Raw genomic sequence first — 20,021 nt, forward strand, 5'->3', positions numbered from 1 at the left:
AACTTCGAACCACCCGATTTAATATTCACCGCCCGACAATCCAGTCAGACGGTTATTTAAATATCGCGGGTTTCAACACCGGTTCAAGTTGCGGCTATAGATGAAAAAAGCCCCCGACGATGCGGGGGCTTTCAATGGGCCGCAGGTAACTCATGCGGCGCAGGGCCTTTTACAGCGGCTGGATGTTTGCAGCCTGCTTGCCCTTCGGGCCGGTCTTGACCTCAAACGATACGCGCTGGTTTTCCTTCAGCGACTTGAAGCCTTCGCTGCGGATTTCCGAGAAATGAGCGAACAGATCTTCGCCGCCTGCGTCCGATGTGATGAAGCCAAAGCCCTTAGCATCGTTGAACCATTTGACGATACCGGTTTCCATGTTCCTGTTTCCCTCGAGATTTAATAAAAACGGGCAATGCCCTCAAGCCGATATTACGACGTACATCCTCTGTTGCCGGAGGTACGCATCGGCCTGTAATGCCGCTGCGTCTGTCAATCGAAAATTCAGCTCTGCCGTTATACGGGCGGCGGGGAATCGTCGTCAAGTAAATTTTTGGAAGGTGTATTGCGCATCAAACAATATCGCGATGCGCGGCGCATGGAGAACGTTTTCAGCTTATTCCCGGCGTGAACCGAATCGTTAAAACGTCATTATTACTTAATCAGGATCTTGAGAATCTTTTGATAGGAAAATATTACCTCAGCGTAACAAATTGTGTTTTCGGTAAGTATTTGTCCGGGTTGTATGTATCAGGCATCCCTTTCAAGATCGTGTGCATAAGCTGTTTTAGGGAGAGTGCCATGCTGAATGAATTCCGCCGATTGATCGCGTGGTTAGGCCGCGCGCCAAATCACGCCACGCCCACTACTACTGCCACCTCCCACCTTGCATTCGACCCGGTCTGGCACGGAGATCATTGGCAAAACCTGCTGTCTTCCCCTATGGACGCCCGTCACTATGTAATGGAAGACTGGAGCCTGTCCTTACCGCTGGATGCATTTACCACCAGCGTTGCGGCTCAGCAGGGATAACCGGCAGCAACCGCGCGAAAGCTACAGGCAAAAAAAAGCGCGACTTGGAGGTCGCGCCGACAAAGGTTTGGAGATCTTTTTCGTCAACGAAAAAGTCTGCTTCGGAAAGCAGAGATTAAAGTATAGCGCCACCGCATCAGCCCATTAGTAGCGCAAACAACAAACATCTATTCCTTATACGACAACAATCTATTTTTATGTCTTTTAGCGTTGTTTTCGCACATCGTTTGTTGTAGCAATTGCACAACGCCCGTTGGTTGACACACCCCTCCCATCCCTTGGCGCGTCTTGAAAAGCCTTTCCCAGTAAGGCTTTGAGCGGCTATCCGAATAATTTCCAATCTCGTAATACTTTATTGCTGAAATTGGAACGCCCGCTCCCCGGCCTCATCTCTACACTTTGCCTGTCCGGAAACCGACGCGCTGGCTGCACCGCGCGTTTCACGCAAATTTCGCCTCTCGCAGCGTTAGCGTGAGGGTTTCCTTCAAGCCTGGGTTTCCAAAGCCCATCCTGTTCTCGGAGTTATAAAGATGAAAAAGACTCTCATGGTCGCGGCCCTCACGGGCGTTTTTGCTACTGCAGCGCACGCTCAAAGCAGCGTCACGCTGTACGGCTTGATCGATGCAGGTATCACCTACACGAACAACCAGGGCGGCCACAGCAACTGGCAAGAAACCAGCGGCCAGATCAACGGTAGCCGTTGGGGCCTGCGCGGTGCTGAAGACCTCGGTGGCGGTCTGAAGGCTATCTTCACGTTGGAAAACGGCTTCAACATCGCTAACGGCAAGCTTGGTCAAGGTGGCCGTGAGTTCGGTCGTCAAGCGTTCGTTGGTCTGGCAAGCGATCAATACGGTGCCGTGACCCTCGGCCGTCAATACGACAGCGTGGTCGACTATCTCGGACCGTTCTCGCTGACCGGTACGCAATACGGTGGCACGCAGTTCGCGCACCCGTTCGATAACGACAACCTGAACAACTCGTTCCGTATCAGCAACTCGGTCAAGTTCCAGAGCGTCAACTACGCCGGCTTCAAGTTCGGCGCGTTGTATGGCTTCTCGAACGATGCTGGCCAGTTCGCCAACAACCGTGCATACAGCGCGGGTGCATCGTACAGCTGGCAAGGCCTGAATGTCGGCGCTGCCTACCTGCAACTGAACGGCAGCGGTTCGCTGAACACGAGCGGCGCAGTGTCGGATGACTCGACGTTCGCAGCAGGCCGTCAACAAACGTGGGGCGCTGGTGCGAACTACTCGTTCGGCCCGGCAACTGTCGGCGCGATCTACACGCAAACCAACCTGACCCAGGCAGTCGGCATCTCGGCAGCTCAATCGGGCGTGACCGGTGGTATCGGTCTGGGCGGCACAAGCGCGCGCTTCCAGAACTTCGAAGTGAATGGCCGCTACGCACTGACGCCGGCTCTGAGCCTGGCGGGTTCGTGGACGTACACGAAGGCTACCCTCGACGGCGATCGTCCGCACTGGAACCAGTTCAACCTGCAAACAGACTACGCACTGTCGAAGCGTACGGACGTGTACCTGCAAGGCGTGTACCAACGCGTGAACGAAAGCTCGGGCATCTCGGCAAACATCAACGGTCTGGGCTCGGCATCGTCGACGAACAGCCAGATCGCTGTGACCGCAGGCCTGCGTCACCGCTTCTAAGCTGCTGGCAGTATCCGCAGTATCGAAAGGCGCCGCTTGCGGCGCCTTTTTTATTGGCTTGAGGTTGTTTGCCGCGTGGGAGCGTGCGTCGATCGCTGCGCGTGCAATCAGGCGCCCGCATCGGGCGGCGGGTAGCTCACATCGAGCACATCGATCGGCTCCGGCCCTGCCGGCGTATACAACGTGACCTGATCGCCGATCCGCGCCTTCAACAACGCCCGCGCAACCGGCGAGATCCAGCTGACGTGCCCGCGGTCCAGATCGACCTCGTCGACACCGACGATGGTGATCGCATGCTCCTCGCCATCAGCTGTCCCATAGTGAACAGTCGCACCGAAAAACACCTGATCGACACTCTCCTGCCGGCTGCTATCGACGATCTCCGCGAGATCCAGCCGTTTGGTCAAAAAGCGGATCCGCCGATCGATTTCGCGCAGACGCCGCTTTCCGTAGATGTAATCGCCGTTCTCCGAACGATCGCCGTTCGATGCCGCCCACGAGACGAGCTTCACCACCTCCGGACGCTCTTCATCGATCAGATGCAGCAGCTCGTCGCGCAACCGGCGATAGCCGGCCGGCGTGATGTAGTTTTTCGCCCCAGCGGGCATTTCGGGCTGGGCGACGTCGAGATCGTCGTCGCTTTCTTCGCTCGATTCTTTGACAAAAGCCTTGTTCATGGTAATCCGGGTGAATGCCGCAAACGTCCAGCCATCAAGGGTACACGATCGACTCCACGGCACAAATCGCGTTTCTCGCTTCCCTTTTTTCGAGGCTTTGCTATAATCTCGTTTCTGCGTGCGGCTGTAGCTCAGTTGGATAGAGTACTTGGCTACGAACCAAGGGGTCGTGGGTTCGAATCCTGCCAGCCGCACCACTTATTTGAGGGCCTTCCTCCATGGAAGGCCCTTTCGTTTCACCCCGCTGTATAAGCGGGTTATCCGTACCGGTCACGTGCGGCTGTAGCTCAGTTGGATAGAGTACTTGGCTACGAACCAAGGGGTCGTGGGTTCGAATCCTGCCAGCCGCACCATTTCATGAAGGGCCTTCCAGATGGAAGGCCCTTTGTTTTTATCGGTGGCCCTGATGGTGGATCAGTAGTCTGCGCGTTCGCGATCGATGCGCATGCCACCGTCGTGACGATGGTGCTGCTCTTCGCTGGGCCGCTCGCGCGCGATACGCATCACGTCCGGATTGGTCCGCACACGGCGCATCACATTCGCGAGATGCACGCGGTCGCTGACCTGGATCACAAAGCGCAGCACCGTCGATTCCTGCGACAGGTCCTCGTCCATCGCAATGTGCACGATGTTCGCATCGGCAAACGTGATGTCAGCAGCAACGCGGGCAAACACGCCCTTCGCGTTCTTCACAAGCACCCGGATCGCCACGTCGAACAGACGCCCCGGCTGCGGCGCCCACGCAACATCGATCCAGCGGCCCGGATCGCGCCGGTGAATACGTTGTGCGACGCGGCAATCGGTAGTGTGGATCGCCATGCCGAGCCCGATGCCGATGTAGCCCATGATGTCGTCGCCGGGAATCGGGCGACAGCAGGCCGAGAGCTGCACCGACATGCCTTCGGTACCGGTGATCACGACCGGCGGCGGGTTCAATACGGATGCTTCGCGCGGGCTGTCGTCGTCGGCATCGAGGCCGCGCATCAGCACTTCAATGCGCTTCGCCATCACCGCAGCGACCCGTCGGCCAAGGCCGATGTCCGCGAAAATTTCCTGACCGTTCTTGTTGCCCGTCCACTGCACGAGCTTTTCCCACACCTCGGGCGTGACATCGGCCAGTGCGAGCCCGTAGCCCTTGAGCGCCTGATCGACAAGGCGTTCGCCAAGCTGCACGGATTCGTTGAGACGCATCGTCTTCAGGTAATGACGGATCGCCGAACGCGCCTTGCCGGTACGCACGAAACCGAGCCACGCCGGGTTCGGCTTCGAGTACGGCGCGGTGATCACCTCGACGATATCGCCACTCTTCAACTCGGTACGCAGCGGCAGCAGTTCGTTATTGATCTTCACCGCGACGCACTGGTTGCCGAGGTCGCTGTGGATCGAGTAAGCGAAATCGAGCGCCGTCGCACCACGCGGCAGCGCCATGATCTTCGACTTGGGCGTGAACACATAGACCGCATCCGGGAACAGATCGATCTTCACGTGCTCGAGAAACTCGCTTGAATCGCCGGCTTCGCTTTGAATATCGAGCAGCGACTTGAGCCACTGATGCGCACGCTTTTGCACATCGTTGAGATCCGCGCCGCCGTTCTTGTACAGCCAGTGCGCGGCAACGCCCGCTTCGGCGATCTCGTGCATCTTGCGCGTACGCACCTGGAACTCGATCGGCGCGCCAAACGGCCCCACCAGCGTCGTATGCAGTGACTGGTAGCCGTTCACCTTCGGGATCGCGATGTAGTCCTTGAACTTGCCCGGCACCGGCTTGTAGAGCGCATGCAGCGCGCCGATGCAGGTATAGCACTCAAGTGCGCTTTCGACGACCACGCGAAAGCCGTACACGTCGAGCACCTGCGAGAACGACAACTGCTTGTCGCGCATCTTCTTGTAGATGCTGAAGATGGTTTTCTCGCGACCGGTGACTTCGGCATCGAGCTTCGCATCGGCAATCGCGCGTTGCACCGACTCCATGATCTTGCCGACCACTTCACGACGATTGCCGCGCGCCGCTTTCACGGCCTTTTCGAGCGTTGCGTAGCGGTGCGGATTGAAGTTCGCGAAGCTCAGATCCTGCAGCTCGCGATACGTATTGTTCAGCCCCAGCCGATGCGCGATCGGCGCGTAGATGTCGAGTGTTTCGCGCGCCACGCGGCGGCGTTTTTCGTGCGGCACTGCGCCCAGCGTGCGCATGTTGTGCAGCCGGTCCGCCAGTTTGACGAGGATCACGCGGACGTCGCGCGCCATCGCCAGCAGCATCTTGCGGAAATTTTCCGCCTGCGCTTCCTCGCGGTTGCGAAACTCCATCTTGTCCAGTTTCGACAACCCGTCGACCAGTTCCGCGACCTTCGCACCGAAGCGCTCGGCCAGTTCGGCCTTGGTCACACCCTGGTCTTCCATCACGTCGTGCAGCAGCGCTGCCATGATCGACTGGTCGTCGAGCTTCCAGCCGGCGCAGATCTCCGCAACGGCGACAGGGTGCGTGATGTAGGGTTCGCCGCTCTGGCGGTACTGGCCGAGATGGGCTTCGTCGCTGAAATGGAACGCCGCCTTGACGTCCTTGATCTCTTCCGGCGTCAGGTAGCCGGCGAGAGCAGCGGTCAGCTTGGCGATCGAAACGACGTCGTGCCGGCGCGGTTGCTCCGGCGTGGCGGTCGGCCCGAACAGATGGCGAAACGACTGTTCGAGGACCGCGTCGATGTATTTGCGCGCAGACGAGGGCGAATCGGACTCCTGCTCCAGTTCAGTGGCAGAAGGCGAAGGGTGGGTGCTCATGCTCGCCTCCTTGTCAGTGAGCCCGCGGTCTGCACGCGGCGGAGTCATTTACAGCGGTAATCGAAAAACAGACAAGGTGCCTTAGACAGGCACCTTCTTCAGCATTTCGACGCCAACGTGGCCCGCCGCAATTTCGCGCAGGGCGATGACGGTGGGCTTATCGCGGCTTTCAAGCTTCGGCGTGTGGCCTTGCGCGAGCTGACGCGCGCGGTAGGTTGCGGCAAGCGCCAGTTCGAAACGATTCGGGATCTGTTTCAGACAGTCTTCGACGGTGATGCGGGCCATGTCAGGAATTCCTTCTCAGTATGTTACTCATTCTACCTTATGTGCGCGACACCCCGCCGTCAGCCGCCATGCGGCAGGTGGATGCCGAGCTGCATGAACAGCTCCGTGTGGCGCGCGTACTGCGACGCGAACCGCGAACGCGTCGCACCGACCAGGCACTGCAGGTCCGCGAGCGCGCGATCGAAGTTCTCGTTAATCACGACGTACTCCGCTTCCGCCGCGTGCGCCATTTCGCTACCGGCGGCGAGCAAGCGCCGTACGATGACGTTCGGTTCGTCCTGGCCGCGCTTCTTCAGCCGGTCTTCGAGCGCTTCGAGCGAAGGCGGCAGGATGAAGATACCAATTGCGTTGTGAAACCGCTTTTTCACCTGTTGCGCGCCCTGCCAGTCGATTTCCAGCAGCACGTCATGGCCGTTTTTCATCTGGTCTTCGATCCACACGCGTGACGTCGCGTAGTAGTTGCCATGCACTTCCGCGCTTTCGAGAAACTCGCCGGCCGCATGGCGCGCGAGGAAATCGTCGACGGTGGTGAAGTGGTAGTGCTGGCCATCCTGTTCTTTCGGGCGCGGCGGGCGCGTCGTGTACGAGATCGACAGGCGGATGGCCGGATCGCGCGCGAGCAACGCGTTCACGAGGGTCGACTTGCCCGCACCCGATGGTGCGACGACCATGAACAGGTTGCCCGGATAAACGCCTGCGTACGGATTGCGCGGCGCGGTGCTTTCGCGTGGGTGGTCGGTCATGCTGCGGGACTCCGGGTCGGTCGGGACTTATTCGAGATTTTGCACCTGCTCGCGCATCTGTTCGATGAGCAGCTTCAGCGTCATCGATGCGTCGGCGAGTTCCTTGGCCGCGGCCTTCGAGCCGAGCGTATTCGCTTCGCGGTTCAGCTCCTGCATCATGAAGTCGAGCCGCTTGCCTACCTTGCCGCCCTTTTCGATCACGTGACGCGTTTCGTTCAGGTGCGCGGTGAGGCGCGTCAGTTCTTCGGCGATGTCGATACGGATACCGTACATCGTCACTTCCTGGCGAATGCGCTCGTTGATTTCTTCACGCGATACCGTCGACACGGTCGCAGCGCTATCGGGTGCCGCGATGCCGAGCGCTTCCTGCAGACGCTCGACGATCTTCTGCTGATGCTTCGTGATCAGTTCCGGCACGAGCGGTGTGATCTTCGCGACGATCGCCTCCATTTCGGTGACGTTGTTCAGCAGCATCGTGGCGAGTTGCGCGCCTTCGCGCGCGCGCACGTCGATCAGATCCGTGATCGCCTGCTTGCCGCAACCGAGCACGGCATCGCGCAGCGTCTCAGCGGCGACGCCACTTTCGGCGAGCACACCGGGCCAGCGCAGAATTTCACCCGTGCGCAGATGGCCCGCATCGGGAAACGATTCGAGCACGGCGCGCTCGAGCACCGCGAGCTGTTCGAGTGCATCGCGGTTCAACGCGCCTGCGTTGGCCGCCTGTTCGCTGCGCTGCAAGTTGATACGGATATCGACCTTGCCGCGCGACAGCTTGTTCATCAGCATTTCGCGCAGCGTCGGTTCGCAGACGCGCACGTCTTCGGGCATGCGGAAGTTCAGGTCGAGGAAGCGCGAGTTAACGGTACGGAGTTCGACGGAAACGCTCACACCGCCATTGCCCGAGGCCGCAGCGAGTTCGCGTGTCACGCTCGCGTAGCCAGTCATGCTGTAGATCATCGTTCGTCTCGCGAAAGGGGCTGAGCGGAAAAACGCAACGGCAACCGCAGGGTTTGCGCGTCGTTTCCGCGCTGTTTCCGGTACAGCCCGTGGATTCGAGTCGCCCGGCGTGTACGGGACGCGGGGCGTAGAACGCGCATTATCCCATCTTTCGCGATAGCGCCCCGCGAAGCGGAACCAAGGCGAATGCGGCTCGCACCGCCGATCGGCGGTAAAATCGCGGTTTCCCTCCTCCCCCCTCCTTCCACGGTCCCCGACGATGAACGACACCACGAAACGCCCCAGCGGCCGCCGCCCCGATCAGCTGCGCGATGTGCGCATCACGCGCCACTACACGAAGCATGCGGAAGGCTCGGTGCTCGTCGAATTCGGCGATACGAAGGTGATCTGCACGGCGAGCATCGCCGAGCAGGTGCCCGGCTTTCTGCGCGATCGCGGCCAGGGCTGGCTCACGGCCGAATACGGCATGCTGCCGCGCGCGACTCATACACGCAGCGACCGTGAAGCTGCGCGCGGCAAACAGACCGGGCGCACGCAGGAAATCCAGCGGCTGATCGGCCGGGCGCTGCGCTCGGTGTTCGATCTCGAACGGCTGGGCGCACGCACGTTGCACATCGATTGCGATGTGATCCAGGCCGATGGTGGCACGCGCACCGCGAGCATCACCGGCGCATTCGTCGCGGCACACGATGCGGTCGCGAAACTGCTTACGACAGGTCGCATTGAAAGCTCGCCGATCACCGACTACGTCGCCGCGATTTCAGTCGGTGTGTATGACGGACTGCCGGTGCTCGATCTCGACTACGACGAAGACTCGCAGTGCGATACCGACATGAACGTCGTGATGACCGGCGATGGTGGCTTCGTCGAAATTCAGGGCACGGCGGAAGGCGTGCCGTTTACCCGCGACGAAATGAACGCGCTGCTCGACCTCGCGCAAAGCGGTATCACGACGCTGATCGCGAAGCAAAAGGAAGCGCTGGAGATCAAGGGTGAGTGATCGTCAAGCTCCTGCGACCACGGCGGCAGCAAGTTCGCTGGCGAAAGTCGTGCTCGCGTCGAACAACCCGGGCAAGCTGCGCGAGTTCGCGGCCTTGCTCGGCGCAGCGGGAATCGAGCTGATTCCGCAAGGCGCGCTCAATGTGCCCGAAGCGGAGGAGCCCTATCCGACGTTTGTCGAGAACGCGCTGACCAAGGCGCGGCATGCCGCGCGGCTCACCGGCCTGCCCGCCCTCGCCGACGATTCGGGTCTGTGCGTACGCGCGCTGCGCGGCGCGCCCGGTGTCTATTCGGCACGCTACGCACTGCTCGCTGGTGGCGAGAAAAGCGACGCGGCGAACAACGCGCATCTGCTCGAACAACTGAAGGACGCGACCGATCGCCGTGCGTACTACTACTGCGTGCTGGCACTCGCGCGTCACGAGAACGACCCCGAGCCGCTGATCGTCGAAGGTCGCTGGCACGGCGAAATGCTCGACGCGCCGCGCGGCTCGAACGGCTTCGGCTATGACCCGCTGTTCTTCCTGCCCGCGCTCGACGCGACCGCGGCGCAACTCGATCCGGCTGTGAAGAACGCGCAGAGCCATCGAGCGATCGCGTTGCAGCAGTTGCTCGCGCGCTTGCGGGAGGAAGCATGAGCGCGGCATCGGCGGGGGCCGGCGTGATCCAGGCGTTCACCGCGCCGGGCAGCATTCGACTCACGTCGCTGCCGCCGCTCGCGCTGTACGTGCATTTTCCGTGGTGTGTTCGCAAGTGTCCGTACTGCGATTTCAACTCGCACGAATGGAAAGGCGATGCGTTCCCCGAGAACGAATATCTCGATGCGTTGCGCGCCGACCTCGAGCTGGCGTTGCCGCTCGTGTGGGGGCGCCAGGTGCATACGGTGTTCATTGGTGGGGGGACGCCCAGTTTGCTGTCTGCTGCGGGCCTCGACCGGTTGCTGTCGGATGTGCGGGCGCTGCTGCCGCTCGACGCCGACGCTGAAATCACGCTCGAAGCGAATCCCGGCACGTTTGAGGCTGCGAAGTTCGCGCAGTTCAGGGCGAGCGGCGTGAATCGACTGTCGGTTGGGATTCAGAGCTTTAATGAGGCGCATCTGAAAGCGCTCGGCCGGATTCACGATTCAACGCAAGCGCACCGCGCAGTCGAAGTCGCCGCGCACACCTTCGATAACTTCAATCTCGATCTGATGTTCGCGCTGCCGCAACAGACGCTTGCCGAATGTCAGACCGACATCGAGACGGCTCTCTCGTTTGCGCCGCCGCATCTGTCGCTGTACCACCTGACGCTCGAACCGAACACGCTGTTCGCGAAGTACCCGCCCGCGCTTCCCGACGACGATGCATCCGCCGACATGCAGGAGTGGATTCACGAGCGCACCGCTGCGGCCGGTTATGAACGCTACGAAGTGTCCGCGTATGCGCAGCCGCATCGGCAGAGCAAACACAATCTGAACTACTGGCGGTTCGGCGATTACCTTGGTATCGGCGCGGGCGCGCATACGAAGCTGTCGTTTCCGAACCGGATCTTGCGGCAGATGCGCTACAAGCACCCTGCCACGTTCATCGAGCATGCGAAGGCTGGCAAGCCGGTTCACGAGGAACACGAAGTCGGACCGCGTGATCTGCCGTTCGAGTTCATGCTGAATGCGCTGCGGCTGGTTGAAGGATTTCCGGTGCATCGTTTCATCGAGCGCACAGGTTTGACGATGACATCGATCGAAAGCGCTTTAGGGGAAGCGGAAAAGCGTGGGCTGATTGCGCGGGATCATCAGCACATCGCGCCGACGCCGCTCGGTCAGCGTTTTTTGAACGATCTGCAGGAGTTGTTTTTGCAGGACGCATCGTAACGACTTGGCCTTGGATCAGGCGCGATGGCGCCGTTCCAGGGTACAATCCGCATCCCGGAGGTGTGGCAGAGTGGTTGAATGCACCGGTCTTGAAAACCGGCGAAGGGGCAACCCTTCCGTGAGTTCGAATCTCACCGCCTCCGCCAGTCTTATCTTTCAAGTACCTTCAAAAAATCCCGTCAAGCTAGGTGGTATGGGGCTTTGCGGCGAGTCGATGCTTTCACGATTCAGATCGGTCCCGGTGAAACCACCCCATCCTCTTCCAAACAATTAAGAATCGAATAGCCCGATGTCACTTCCGACATGCTGGCATCAGGGACCGGCGCGCGCGACTCACGACACGCACGAAGAACTGCCGCTGATAGCGTTACTGGGTGACTCGATGGAACGGTTCGAGCGCGATCATCGGAAGATCGCGCGACGACCCGGGCTTTCTGGGGGACGCTCCGAAGACCTACACGTCCAGCGAATGATGCATGCCTCACGACGCTCATCGTCCTGTCAAAAAACACAGGACCGAAATCCAGCGTGCCCCGTTCCGCTGGAGACGGACGCTGACCGTACAGCGATCAGGTCAAACTCGAAATGAGATGGCAACCACATGTAGCCCGGTGACCGTGCCGCGCAATCGGGATGCCGCTGTCGGTCATATTCGGGTCGCCTTCCTCGATGATGTTAGGTGACACGTCTGGATGCTGCGGACACGACACCCGATCGCCCTTGCGAGCGACGAAGCGGCCATCGTAATGCATCGTCGTTGAGCCCGTTAGCACCTTGCCACCGTGGTCAGTATCGTCATCAACGCGAACAAGATTCATCATATCAACCTGCTATTTCTCGAGAAGAGTCTTCAAATAATCAACTCGCTGTTTGGTGATTGTGACGAGGCAGTCTTTTGTAATTAAGCCGGAACCCGCGCCTTGAGATTGCGAGGCCTCGGCTGCAATATAACCATTACACTGCTTTTCTCTATAGTTGAGCCAAGCCTTCTGCGACTGCTCAAACTCATCCTTGTATTGCGTGGATGTATATATTTTTTGATAAATCACATTGAGCTCTTTTTTTGAGCTATCCAGAGCTTGATCGGCACAGGATAAATCATCATACACATTCCCACTATCAACGCATGTCTTGGCAAACGAACTTAGCGGTAGCAATAAAAGAACCAAACAAATGAATTTCCTCATTACATCCTCAACAGGTTAGTGATTCTATGGCTACGGAAGCTCTATGGTATAAGGGTCTGGCCTGGAAGGCATTAGTCCCTGCGTTGTGCCATGTACATGAACCGCACGTCCACTTCCATACCTATACCCAGTAATGCTTGCTTGATGGACGACATCTTCAACCCACGCTCTCGTTGCATCCGAAGCCTCGTCTAAAGCATATGGATTTGCATAGCTCAAGTTATTTCCAACCAGAGAAGCCCCGCCGTTAGCCCGATCTTGTAAGTGAGCGAGAACCAGGGACCTTACCCTCTGAGAAACGCGGCTTTCAGGGACATTTTGCACACTTCCATAAGCGCTTGGTCTCGGAGCATTGATGTCCGAGAACTGCCACCTTTCATTAATTACACCTCTAATTGTGCTCCACTTTTCAAGCCCAGACATCCGGCGGTTTAAAATGGTATCAACAACCGCACCGGCCTGTTTTCCCAAATTATCATCATTCAAGCTCAGCGCAACCTCAGTTGCTGTAACTTTAATCAAATCATCTACATCTTGATCGGATAGTCGAAGAACCCTTGTTTTATCACCTGAATTAATGAAATTCCCGATGAACCCAACCGGATGGAAATGCCACGGCGTCGGTTCCTTCGGGAATCCCTCAACACCCGTCACCTGCTCCCACCATTGCAGCTTGCCAATCCGCTCAAGCTCGCTTTTCCAAAGCCACAGCAGTTTCTTCATCAACGGATTGAGTTCTTCCCACTTGCCGGGACCACCACCCCATTCGCTTTCACACCGGACCACCAGATGCGATAGCGCCTCCGCGAGCCATGGCACCTGCTGCGCCGCTTTCAGTTCCTGTGCGGTGATCTTGCCATCGTGATTCGTATCAATCGCCTTTTCCAGCTTCGTGATGAGTTCGCCAGCGTTCACCAGCGACGTGCTCGGCTTGAATTCCGATTCGTCCTCGCCCTCAAGTAGCTGCTGCGTGACGTACAGGTAGCGCTTGAGCATGTCGATTGGCTTGATACTGCTGTTGTCGATCAGATCAAAGCCCGGCCAGTCCCACGGCCCGCACAGACGCGTGAGCGGATGATCCTTCTCACACACCCAGCCCTGACGCGTCGCACCGTCCTTTGTGCCGATCGTGATGTTCCACCAGCGCGGACCCGTGCCGTCCTCCTTCGCGACGTTCTCCGCGCCGAGTTTGTCGAGGTCAATGCGGCGGAACACATCACGGAAATCCGCCCCTGGTCCCTTCGCGTTCGAGACCTTCAACGGGAAGTTGCTCCAGCCCTTGACTACGGCTCTCGTCGTCTGACCCGCCAGACTGGCATCGACCCAGAGAGGTGTCCCGACTGGCTGGAGGTGCGGCGTTGCCGGAGGGTGTGCCTGACCGCTGGAATGAGGATGCGGATGAGCCGGAGGGGCACCCTTCGGTTGTACCTTGATCCAGCGTGAACCTTGCGCGTTGCCGACGGGAACCAGACTCAGACCGATCTGCGTCAGCGTCTGATCGGGTTCAGGAACATCCGTCACCAGCAACGCACCCGGCGAGATTTCCAGAAACGATTTAGTCTGCGCCCGGGATGACTGTTTCACCCGATCCTGACTGCGCTTGATGAACGCGCCCAGATCGGGGCCAGCGAACGTTTCCAGATGCAGCATCGGATGTGCGGGCTTCGGCGGCAGCGCGCTCGAATCGGTGTATTCCTGATACTCGCCGATGTATCCGATCACGGTACCCGCGGCCACGTGGAACGGTTTTTTGAGCACTACCACCTGATCGAGGGGCTTGGGGTCGACCACGATATCCAGGTCCTTGACATATACCCAACCGTACGGAGCATGCGGCGAAGGGTCCTGCCCGACGACCGGTCCCACGGGAGTGCCGCTTTTGATCGTCGCGATCTTCGCCCAACCCGGTGTGCCAGATTTCTCCGTCTCCGAGATAATCAGTTCCGATCCCCTGGGAAGCAGGCCGGTAATCTTTCCGTTCGGCACCTCGCGCACGCGAATACCGACAACGGGTGCCGGGGCTGGCAGTTCCAGGTCGGGAGCGGCCGGTGTGGGCGACAGCGCCTGAAAATCGTTCTGAATGAATTTCGTAAGCGCGTCGGTATCCAGACCTTCAGATGGCGGCGGCGTCTTCGGCTTGGGAACATCCTGCGGGTCCTTCGCCCTGTCACCAACGCGGTAATAGCTGTCACCTTCCCAGTACGGCATCGGTGCAATGTGCGGCGCGTTCGGATCGGGCGTAGCGCTGGTATCGCTGGCGGCTTCCATTGCCAGTTGATACGCTGCCCAGTCCATCACGTGCATATACAGGCTGAAAAACACCAACGTATCGCCATCGGGAGCCTTCGGCGGCTGGACAGGGGTGCTCGCTGCACTCGCAGGGTTCGGCGCACTTGCGGCCGCCGCCGGGGCACTTGCCGCGCTCGCAGCAGGGGCGGGGGCAGCGGCCGTGCTGGATGCCGCCGGAGCGCTCGCCGTGCCCGATTGGGCGGTAGCCGGTTTCGGGTCCGGCGGCGGCAGTTGCAGCTTGTGGCGGATCAGCACAAAGCCTGTCGAATACAGCGAAGTGCGCTTGTCCTTAAACACCAGTTCGGGATATTTCGTGTCGAGCCGGTAGGCGACAACTTCACCGTCGGCAATCGCGCGGATGCCGCCGTCCTGTTTCAGCGCACTGGCGGTTTGCCCGTCGAAGTGAATCCCGCCATGCCAGAGACCGTTTGCGCCGAGCGGATAGAAACCGTTTCCGGCATTGCCGAGTGCCTTCATGTAGGTCATCGGGTCGCCTGCGTCGTCCTTGCCGGATGGCGCAAATGGAAAGCTCCATTTCACCGGCGTGAAGGGCGGTGCGGCAGGCGTGGCTGGAGCAGCCGGGGCAGCTGCTGCAGGGTGGGGATGCGAATTGCTCATGTGACCCGGTTCTCGTTGTGCTTCTTGTCTGAAGAATTGTAGCCGGACGCGGTTGGCGTGAAACGGTCAGCCGGAAAAACTCCTGCCCCGGCCACCCTTCGTCGCAATGGGTGTGGCCTGCAACGGATCGAGGTTCGTCGCACTCGCGCCGCTCGGCTTGTCCCATGATGCGCACCGCTCCAGAATGTGACCCGTCGTGACGTTCTCGATGCCCGCGCCCTTGATGCTGATATACGAGCCACCCGCACCCAGCCACACTTCGGTTTTCGCCGTCAGGACCAGCCGTCCCGTCGCACTCTCGACTTTCAGGTCCAGTTGCGAAAGCAGGTTCATCGCATCGCTGAGTGCCTGAATGTCAATCTTCCCCTTGCCCGCAATGAGCTTGATCCCGAGGTTCTGCGCGAACAGGCTGATACCGTCCATGACGCTCGCGAGCAACGATTTACCCGCCGCGAGAACGATGTTCTTCCGGGCAACGGTGTTGACATGCTGATCCGCGGTGAGGTGGACGGACTGCTGTGTGGTTGCGGCGATGCCGTCAGGACTCGACAGCACCATGACCGGCTTCGAAAATCCGTTCGCGTTGCCGGTGCCGCCACCCGCTGTGCGCCCACCCTTGCCGAGCGAAGCTGCAACGCTGTGCTGGGTTGCATCAGTAAACGTCTTGAGTGCGTCGTGACCGTCCTGCAGGCTCTCGCCCCGGTTGGTCTCGCTCGCTTTCGACACGGTTTCGAGAACGGCCTCTGCGCCCGCGAGTTGCCCGGTGGCTGGCGTCATGTTCATCGGCTGCGCTGCGACGGGCTGCGTCGAAATGAGTACGCCCTGTGCGGCGCGGATCGCACCATACGCACCCGATTTCAGGTCGAAGCCTGTGCCGACGAATGCGCCTCGCGTGTTGTCCGAATGCTGGATCAGATACCCCATCTGCAGACCGGTTGCGTAACTGGTCGAACTCAGACTCATGCGGTTCTGGCCGCTCGCATCGTCCATCAGGAATTCGTTGAACCCGTCGCCGCCGTACTCCTTCGAACGAAAACCGGAGTGCAGGCCGTGCGAGTGGAACACCGGTTTCGTCGCGCCCCCGTGCAGTCTCGAGATAATGACGGGACGGTCGCAATCGCCGTTGACAAATGCGACCAGCACTTCGTCTCCTTTCCTCAAGGCGAAGTGACCACCACGCTGCTGGCCCGCGTCCGGCATCGCTGCACGTATCCACGCCGATGCACGTTCGTTACGGCCCTTGCGACTCCATGAGAGCCACACCTTCGAGCGGTTCAATGAATCGATAAAGATTTCTTCGTTGTCGGGCGTGCCGATAACACCCGTCTGCAGATGCATCTCCGGCTTCTGGTGCACGAACGGACTGCGGAATGGTACGCGCCGGCGCTGTGCCTCGATTTCCACCTGGAAAAATCCGGCGCTACCGTCGGTGTGTCGAACCGTCGATCCCGCACCCGTTGCGCGTGCCTGTTCGACTTCGAAGCGCAGACTGTCCGGAAACCGTGCGAGGGATTCAATGCCAGGGATGTTGTTCTGGATCAGCCAGTCGACTCCGATGATTGCCATCTCACGGTCGTGTTCCGGCTCGGTATCGTGCACAGGATGGCCATCGAGCCTGTACCAGTAACCCGGCAACGCGCACCGCAGGCTACCGACGCCGAAATACCGTTTCGAGCGACTTGCCATTTCCTCCGCGAGAATACGCGCCTGCTGTTCGCCCATCGCGCTGTCCGACCACGAGTACCCACCGGTATAAACGTAGTTCTCACCCTGTGCGGGCAATTCGGCCTGGTTGAATGCAGGAGAATTGATTTCCTTCGGCAGGTCGGGCCGCATGTAGTCGAACGTATTCGTCGTAATCGATTCGCTTTGCGAATCCTGCTGCTCGCTCCACTGCGTCAGCCCGTCGAATTCCTCGTTCGTCCCCGAGCGGCTGAATCTCACCACCTGTTCGGGCAACGGCGGAACAAAGTACAGGTCGTCCATGATGACGACCGTATGGGACTTGCCGTCCTTTGCGAATTCGAAGCGCGGGAAGATGCCGAGTTCTTCCATGCTGCGATAGGTGAAGTTCCAGTCGTCTTCCCACTGCACACGCTGCGAGTACGAGCGTACCGGCGAGCGCAGATCGAAGCGATATTGTCCCGATGCCTGTGGCGTCTTCGCGAATACGTCGGAGAGAATCCGGGTGCCGTCGGCTTCCTGCCAGTCGCGGCAATCGCTACTGAGCTTGAGCAGACTCAGCCATGAGGCGAACCGTATCTGAAAACAGGTCGTTGACCCGTCGCTACCAAGGCGACGCGCGTGCTGCACGTAACCATGAACCGGCATATAACTGCCATCGGCCTGTTGTATCCAGAGTGTCACCGGTTTGAGGACCAGTTGACCGAGTTTGATTTTGTCGCCGTAGTTCGAGACGGCATCGACGGTGATCTCGAAATTGCCACCAAGGCGGGCCGATCCTGTCACATACATCGGTATAAGCCAGTCAGCGCCCAGCGGTGTATCGAGTTTGATGAGTCGGCCCGACTGCGTATAGCCAGCGCGCAGCGCCTTGTCGAGCAATTCGTTAACCATGTGAAACCCCGTACGATCGAAAACGCAATACGGCCGCTACCCTAAAGGCGCGGCCTGTTTGACTTCATTTACTTCGCCTGTTGCAATCGTATCAAATTCAGGGAATACCGCCTTCTAAGTCTGACAATCCCTGACATTAAGCGAAAAACCGAGACAGGATTTCATGGCTGCGATTATCGTCGGGCTTATAGTATGCGAATTAAATAATCCGGACGATTCACCGGTGCCCCGTAAAGCCCGACTCCATCGGGCTTTACGGCCCATTGCCTCCCTCAAGCAATCCACCCCCCATCAACCGTCAGACTTTCCCCGGTCGTGTACCCCGCTTCCGGACTCGCCAGATACGCCACTGCCGCCGCGATTTCTTCGGGCTTGCCGAAACGACCCACGCTAGCGAGCCTCGTCATCGTCGCGTGTTCCTCGGTCCCTGGCTGGGGAGCCAGTTCGGTATCGATCGGACCCGGCTGAACCGCATTGACGGTCACACCATACTTCCCGAGTTCACGTGAAAGACCCCGCGTGAAACCTCGAATGGCAAACTTCGACGCAATATAAAGCGTGACACCCGGCAGCGGCGCAGCTTCTCCGAAAGCAGAACCCACATTGATAATGCGTCCCCAGCCCGTCTTGGTCATGCGCTTTGCCGCGTCCTTCGCCAGTTCGATCGGGGCACGCACATTGAGATTGAAATGTGTGTCATACGACGTGTCTGACGACTCGAGGAACGGCCCGTATTCAACCGTACCCGCGTTGTTGACGAGAATATCGAGCCGGCCTTCGAACTTGCCGCCGAACACCCCATTCACCGCATCGATCAGCGCCGTCACTCCTTCGGGCTTCGACAGATTGGCGCCAACCGCTTCGGCCTCGCCGCCTGCATCGCGGATTGCCTTGACCACCGCCTCAGCACGTTCCGGGCTCGACGCGTAGTGAACGACGACCGATGCGCCGTCGCGCGCGAGACGCGTCGCGATGGCAGCGCCGATGCCGCGAGAAGAGCCGGTGATAAGTGCGAGTTTTCCTTTCGGAGCTTGCGTCATGATGACCTCGATAGTGAGTGTTGAACGGTCCGCCTATATGCTCGAAGCAGGAACTGGCGGACTGCTGCATGTGCGCCAATGCGTTCATGCACAGGTTGAGGTGTATCGTCCGCTCGCGCACGAATGCGCGGTAGTCATCCGCGAGGAATAGGTTCTATTCCTCGTGCTGTGCGCTTTGTTGGGTGCCCGGCGATAAAGAATGGAAGTCCGCAACCAGGTAGTCGCCGTGTGGTGTTGCCACTCGGTCTGCCGATAGCCGTTGGGTATGAATCGATAGTGTGTTCTACAGGTAGGCCGTGTGCCCGGCTCGGAAGACTGGGGCACAGGTCTTGAATCAGGAACGGGCCTCGGTAGCGGGAGGATGATTCCCTCGCGGCTTTACTCGCACACGCAGACGGCCCGCCCTATACGATGAAGCGCGCCGGAAGGGACCGCACGATGATCGGCCTCCCGGGTGCAAGCGATGCAGCCGCGCTCGACTGCATCGCATGACGGCTTGATAAATTCTCTACGCCCCCGCCTTACGCTGCCCATAAAGCGTAATTTCAACACGCCGGTCCGGCTGCAAACACGCAATCACCGCCGCCGACTCACCACCCGGACAATGCGTGACAGGCTGGCTCGACCCGACTCCTTCCGCGTGAATGAGTTGCGCATCCAGTCCGCGATCGATCAGATACGCCCGTACCGTGTCCGCCCGCGCGACCGACAGCGGACGGTTGATCGCGTCCGTTCCGATCCGGTCGGTATGCCCTACGACATCGATGCGCGTCACTCCATCTCTCGCACGGATCTTCGCGGCCACCGCATCGAGTTCGGCGCGCCCCTTCGGCAACATCGAAGCCAGACTCGACTTGCCGAACGGAAACAGCGCCTCGCTCTGGATCGAGAACTCATCGAGTGGAACGGGCTTCGACACCTCCGTGACTACCGTCGTCTGTACAGGCGCCTTCAGGAAGTCCGCACACACCGGGTCCCGCCAGTAAGTACCGCTCACCCGCATGTGGCTGTCGTACTGCACCTGATACTGGCAGGAGACCACCTCGTTGCCGCGCCGGAAGTCGAACAGGTAGTTCCACACGTGATTGCCGACGAACCATTCATGAAATTGCGGTGGTCCGATCAGGTCGTACAGCTGGTCCTTGTTCAGGCCCACCGCGACGTTGCGCAGGTTATCGATGTTCACGAACGTGCCGCCCGCGGGCGAGGCCGCCTGTGGGTTCGGAAACACGGGCGGAGACTGGGGTGCCGCACAGCCCTCTATAAACAGGGCTGCCAGCACGGTGATGGAGAGAGCAGCAATCGATTGCATTTTCATGGTGTACCCGTTTTCCAAAGTGA

General features: G+C 59.4%; 18 protein-coding genes and 3 tRNA genes. 9 read left to right on the forward strand and 12 right to left on the reverse strand.

Features of this window, described 5'->3' with window-relative positions; all coding sequences use genetic code 11:
- Positions 1 to 169: 169 nt before the first annotated feature.
- Entirely contained in the window at positions 170 to 373 is a 204-nt protein-coding gene (locus tag BWP39_RS05225) for a cold-shock protein (protein WP_091011435.1), read from the reverse strand.
- Between the two features lie 422 nt (positions 374 to 795).
- Here BWP39_RS05225 and BWP39_RS05230 point away from each other — a divergent pair, with 422 nt between their 5' ends.
- Positions 796 to 1,026, forward strand: coding sequence for a hypothetical protein (locus tag BWP39_RS05230; protein ID WP_096717532.1), 231 nt, complete (start codon positions 796 to 798; stop codon positions 1,024 to 1,026).
- A gap of 530 nt (positions 1,027 to 1,556) precedes the next feature.
- Positions 1,557 to 2,687 carry a porin gene (locus BWP39_RS05235; RefSeq protein WP_096717534.1) on the forward strand — a complete coding sequence of 377 codons (1,131 nt, stop codon included), beginning with the start codon at positions 1,557 to 1,559 and terminating at the stop codon, positions 2,685 to 2,687.
- A 107-nt stretch (positions 2,688 to 2,794) separates the two neighbouring features.
- On the opposite strand, the gene greB is transcribed toward BWP39_RS05235, so the two are convergent.
- Entirely contained in the window at positions 2,795 to 3,364 is a 570-nt protein-coding gene (gene greB, locus BWP39_RS05240; RefSeq protein ID WP_096717536.1) for a transcription elongation factor GreB, read from the reverse strand.
- A 120-nt stretch (positions 3,365 to 3,484) separates the two neighbouring features.
- On the opposite strand from greB, the gene BWP39_RS05245 reads away from it, so the two are divergent.
- Positions 3,485 to 3,561 (forward strand) — tRNA-Arg (locus BWP39_RS05245).
- 79 nt (positions 3,562 to 3,640) lie between these two features.
- A tRNA-Arg gene (locus BWP39_RS05250) sits at positions 3,641 to 3,717 on the forward strand.
- A gap of 61 nt (positions 3,718 to 3,778) precedes the next feature.
- Here BWP39_RS05250 and BWP39_RS05255 read toward each other — a convergent pair.
- From BWP39_RS05255 to BWP39_RS05270, 4 genes are all read right to left on the reverse strand, one after another.
- Positions 3,779 to 6,136 carry a RelA/SpoT family protein gene (locus BWP39_RS05255; protein ID WP_096718569.1) on the reverse strand — a complete coding sequence of 786 codons (2,358 nt, stop codon included), beginning with the start codon at positions 6,134 to 6,136 and terminating at the stop codon, positions 3,779 to 3,781.
- Positions 6,137 to 6,217: 81 nt separating this feature from the next.
- Positions 6,218 to 6,421: a DNA-directed RNA polymerase subunit omega gene (gene rpoZ / locus BWP39_RS05260; protein WP_091011430.1), complete on the reverse strand. Its 204-nt coding sequence runs from the start codon at positions 6,419 to 6,421 to the stop codon at positions 6,218 to 6,220.
- A 59-nt stretch (positions 6,422 to 6,480) separates the two neighbouring features.
- Positions 6,481 to 7,164, reverse strand: a complete 684-nt coding sequence (gene gmk, locus BWP39_RS05265; protein WP_096717538.1) for a guanylate kinase — start codon at positions 7,162 to 7,164, stop codon at positions 6,481 to 6,483.
- A 27-nt stretch (positions 7,165 to 7,191) separates the two neighbouring features.
- Entirely contained in the window at positions 7,192 to 8,121 is a 930-nt protein-coding gene (locus BWP39_RS05270) for a YicC/YloC family endoribonuclease (protein ID WP_096717540.1), read from the reverse strand.
- A gap of 259 nt (positions 8,122 to 8,380) precedes the next feature.
- Between BWP39_RS05270 and rph the strand changes: the two genes are divergently transcribed.
- The 4 genes from rph to BWP39_RS05290 all read left to right on the forward strand — a co-directional run bounded on the left by rph (position 8,381) and on the right by BWP39_RS05290 (position 11,115).
- The gene (gene rph, locus BWP39_RS05275) at positions 8,381 to 9,121 is read left to right on the forward strand and encodes a ribonuclease PH (RefSeq protein ID WP_096717542.1); all 741 of its coding nucleotides are present in this window, start codon (positions 8,381 to 8,383) and stop codon (positions 9,119 to 9,121) included.
- Positions 9,114 to 9,758 carry an RdgB/HAM1 family non-canonical purine NTP pyrophosphatase gene (gene rdgB / locus BWP39_RS05280; RefSeq protein WP_096717544.1) on the forward strand — a complete coding sequence of 215 codons (645 nt, stop codon included), beginning with the start codon at positions 9,114 to 9,116 and terminating at the stop codon, positions 9,756 to 9,758. The genes rph and rdgB overlap by 8 nt, the downstream gene beginning before the upstream one ends.
- A complete protein-coding gene (hemW, locus tag BWP39_RS05285) occupies positions 9,755 to 10,969 on the forward strand; it encodes a radical SAM family heme chaperone HemW (protein ID WP_096717546.1) in 1,215 nt (404 codons plus the stop codon). The genes rdgB and hemW overlap by 4 nt, the downstream gene beginning before the upstream one ends.
- A gap of 56 nt (positions 10,970 to 11,025) precedes the next feature.
- Positions 11,026 to 11,115: transfer RNA gene (locus tag BWP39_RS05290), tRNA-Ser, on the forward strand.
- Between the two features lie 423 nt (positions 11,116 to 11,538).
- On the opposite strand, the gene BWP39_RS05295 is transcribed toward BWP39_RS05290, so the two are convergent.
- The 5 genes from BWP39_RS05295 to BWP39_RS05315 all read right to left on the reverse strand — a co-directional run bounded on the left by BWP39_RS05295 (position 11,539) and on the right by BWP39_RS05315 (position 18,680).
- Entirely contained in the window at positions 11,539 to 11,790 is a 252-nt protein-coding gene (locus BWP39_RS05295) for a PAAR domain-containing protein (protein ID WP_096717548.1), read from the reverse strand.
- Between the two features lie 9 nt (positions 11,791 to 11,799).
- On the reverse strand, positions 11,800 to 12,156 hold the full coding sequence (locus BWP39_RS05300; RefSeq protein WP_096717550.1) for a lysozyme inhibitor LprI family protein: 357 nt from the start codon (positions 12,154 to 12,156) through the stop codon (positions 11,800 to 11,802).
- A gap of 30 nt (positions 12,157 to 12,186) precedes the next feature.
- Entirely contained in the window at positions 12,187 to 15,063 is a 2,877-nt protein-coding gene (locus tag BWP39_RS05305; RefSeq protein ID WP_096717552.1) for a calcium-binding protein, read from the reverse strand.
- Positions 15,064 to 15,129: 66 nt separating this feature from the next.
- Entirely contained in the window at positions 15,130 to 17,640 is a 2,511-nt protein-coding gene (locus BWP39_RS05310) for a type VI secretion system Vgr family protein (protein WP_096717554.1), read from the reverse strand.
- Positions 17,641 to 17,912: 272 nt separating this feature from the next.
- On the reverse strand, positions 17,913 to 18,680 hold the full coding sequence (locus BWP39_RS05315; RefSeq protein ID WP_096717556.1) for an SDR family NAD(P)-dependent oxidoreductase: 768 nt from the start codon (positions 18,678 to 18,680) through the stop codon (positions 17,913 to 17,915).
- Here BWP39_RS05315 and BWP39_RS31705 point away from each other — a divergent pair.
- Positions 18,679 to 18,831, forward strand: a complete 153-nt coding sequence (locus BWP39_RS31705; protein WP_157915122.1) for a hypothetical protein — start codon at positions 18,679 to 18,681, stop codon at positions 18,829 to 18,831. The genes BWP39_RS05315 and BWP39_RS31705 overlap by 2 nt on opposite strands.
- Before the next feature lie 357 nt (positions 18,832 to 19,188).
- Here BWP39_RS31705 and BWP39_RS05320 read toward each other — a convergent pair whose 3' ends face one another.
- The gene (locus BWP39_RS05320) at positions 19,189 to 19,998 is read right to left on the reverse strand and encodes an OmpA family protein (RefSeq protein WP_096717558.1); all 810 of its coding nucleotides are present in this window, start codon (positions 19,996 to 19,998) and stop codon (positions 19,189 to 19,191) included.
- Positions 19,999 to 20,021 lie beyond the last annotated feature (23 nt).

The organism is Paraburkholderia acidicola, assembly GCF_002362315.1.
GTDB classification, from domain to species: domain Bacteria; phylum Pseudomonadota; class Gammaproteobacteria; order Burkholderiales; family Burkholderiaceae; genus Paraburkholderia; species Paraburkholderia acidicola.